The organism is Streptomyces sp. WAC06614 (assembly GCF_003949795.1).
In the GTDB taxonomy this organism is placed as follows: Bacteria; Actinomycetota; Actinomycetes; order Streptomycetales; family Streptomycetaceae; genus Streptomyces.
Window position 1 is genome coordinate 1 of sequence record NZ_RPRY01000576.1, and the last position, 2396, is coordinate 2396.

Here is a 2396-nt window from a genome sequence, read left to right on the forward strand (position 1 = left end):
GGACCGGGGACGGGGCGCAGGCCGGGGCAGGGGCCCAGGTGCGGCCCGGCGGCGCCGAGTTCGCCTGCGCCGCCGTGGCGTACTTCCCCTGGCAGGGCGTCACCCTCGCCGGCGTCGACGGCCTCGACGCCTGCCGCGCCGCCCCGGGCGTGGTCGACGTGGAGCTCCAGGCCGGGCCCGGGGACCGGATCCCCGTCTGGCGCTACAGCCACGAACGGCCCGGCCACGTGGTGGTCGGCGCCGCCGACCGCACGATGCTGCACCACCGGATCGCCGAGGCCCTCGGCCGGGTCCGTCCGCACTTCCACCCCTGAGAGCCAGGAGGCTCCATGACCGCCGAAGGGCGACCGCGCACCGCACGCCTGACCATCGGATCGGCCGTCCCCCTCGACCGGCGCGGCCTGCTCACCACCCGCCCCGCCCCCGGCAGCGGCGGCCTGCTGAAGATCGTCGAACCGCAGGGCGACGCCCGGCTCGATGCCGCCGGAATCGTCCGGCAGCGGCGCGAGGAGCTGGCCGCCGACCTGTACCGGCACGGCGCCCTGCTGCTGCGCGGCTTCGGCACCGCCGACACCGACGCGTTCGACGAGGTCGTCCGGGCCTTCTCCGACGCCCTGCTCGCGTACGAGCACCGCTCCACGCCCCGCACCCGGATCAAGGGCGGCATCTACACCTCCACCGAGTACCCGCCGGACCAGGTGATCCCGCTCCACAACGAGCTGACCCACACCGCCCCCCGCCACCTGTGGTTCTGCTGCCTGACCCCGGCCCCCGTCGGCGGCGCGACCCCGATCGCCGACACCCGCGCCCTGCTCCGGCTGCTGCCCACGGACCTCGCCGCCCGGTTCGCCCGCCACGGCATCCTCTACGTGCGCAACTACCACCCCGACATCGACCTGCCCTGGCAGGAGGTCTTCGGCACCGACAGCAAGCAGGACGTCGAGGCCTACTGCACCGAGCAGGACATGGAATGGGAGTGGGTCGACGCCGACCACCTGCGCACCCGCCAGCTCTGCCACGCCGTGGTCACCCACCCCGTCACCGGGACGGCGTCCTGGTTCAACCAGGCCCACCTCTTCCACCACACCCGGGTCGGCGCCGAGGGCGCGGCCTCGCTGCTGAAGATGTTCGGCAAGGAGAACCTGCCCCGCAACACCTACCTCGGCAACGGCCAGGACATCACCGACGACGAGCTCGCCACCATCCGCGCCGCCTACGACCAGGTGCTCCACCGCTTCCCGTGGCAGGCCGGCGACATGCTGCTCGTCGACAACCTGTCCTGCGCCCACGGCCGCGACACCTACCAGGGCGACCGCAGGGTCGTCGTCGCGATGACCGACTCCGTCGACTGCAGAACCCTCACCACCCGGGAGATCTGATGAAGCTCCGGATCGGCAAGGCCACCGCCACCCCGGTCGGCGAGGCCGACCTGGTCGACACCGGCACCACCGCCGGCGGCCGGCTGCCCGTGGTCACCGCCCGGGCCGCCGCCGACCTCGCCGAATGGATCGCCGCCCACCGCGCCCGGGTGGATGCGCTCCAGGACCGGACCGGGGCCGTGCTCTTCCGCGGCTTCGACGTCCGTGACCCGGCCCGCTTCGAGCAGGTCGTCCGCGTGTTCAGCGGCGGCACCGGACACCTGGTGGAGGACCAGAACACCCACAACCAGTTCGTCACCGACGGCGAGGACGTCTGGTACCACAACGACTACTGCGACCGCGTCCGCTGGCCCCGCCACCTGGTCTTCTGGTGCGAGCAGACCCGGGCCTCCGGCGGGCAGACCCCGTTCGTGGACACCCTCCTCGTCCACGAGCAGCTCCCCGACCGCATCCGCGAACGCTTCGAGGCGGACGGCTGGATCCTGCGCCGCCGCTTCCACCCCGGCATCGGCGTCGACGCCCGCGGCTGGTTCAAGACCGACGACCCCGAGGAGATCCGGCGCCACCTGGCCCTCCTCGACGCCTTCGACGTCCGGTGGGACGGCGACCTCCCGGCCGGCTTCTCGGTCCGCTTCGCCCCCTCCGTCACCCACCCCGTCTCCGGACGGCGGGTCTGGGCCAACAACATCACCTTCAGCAACATCGCCCGGGTCGAACCGGCCATCCGCGCCCGGCTCCTGGACGACTACCGCCTCGACGAGCTCCCCGTGAACACCTACTGGGGCGACGGCTCACCCATCGACACCGCCGACATCGACACCCTGTGCGCCCTCTACCGGGCCCACGAGACCTGCTTCGACTGGCAGCAGGGCGACGTCCTGCTCGTCGACAACATCCGCTGCGTGCACGGCCGCCGTCCCATCCTCGCGCCGCAGCGCGTGAACGTCGGCGTGTGCGAGTTCCACGAGCGGCTCAACGCCGCGCACTGACGCGCCGCCCGCCCGTCCCCTCGTACAC

2 protein-coding genes and 1 pseudogene are annotated in these 2396 nt (G+C 73.0%); all 3 read left to right on the forward strand.

The window, feature by feature from the left end:
- Nucleotides 1-314, forward strand: a pseudogene (locus tag EF918_RS37510) (hypothetical protein); the annotation flags it as partial.
- A 15-nt stretch (nt 315-329) separates the two neighbouring features.
- Nucleotides 330-1379, forward strand: a complete 1050-nt coding sequence (locus tag EF918_RS34880) for a TauD/TfdA family dioxygenase (RefSeq protein ID WP_125652867.1) — start codon at nt 330-332, stop codon at nt 1377-1379.
- Nucleotides 1379-2368, forward strand: a complete 990-nt coding sequence (locus EF918_RS34885) for a TauD/TfdA family dioxygenase (RefSeq protein ID WP_125652868.1) — start codon at nt 1379-1381, stop codon at nt 2366-2368. The genes EF918_RS34880 and EF918_RS34885 overlap by 1 nt, the downstream gene beginning before the upstream one ends.
- Nucleotides 2369-2396 lie beyond the last annotated feature (28 nt).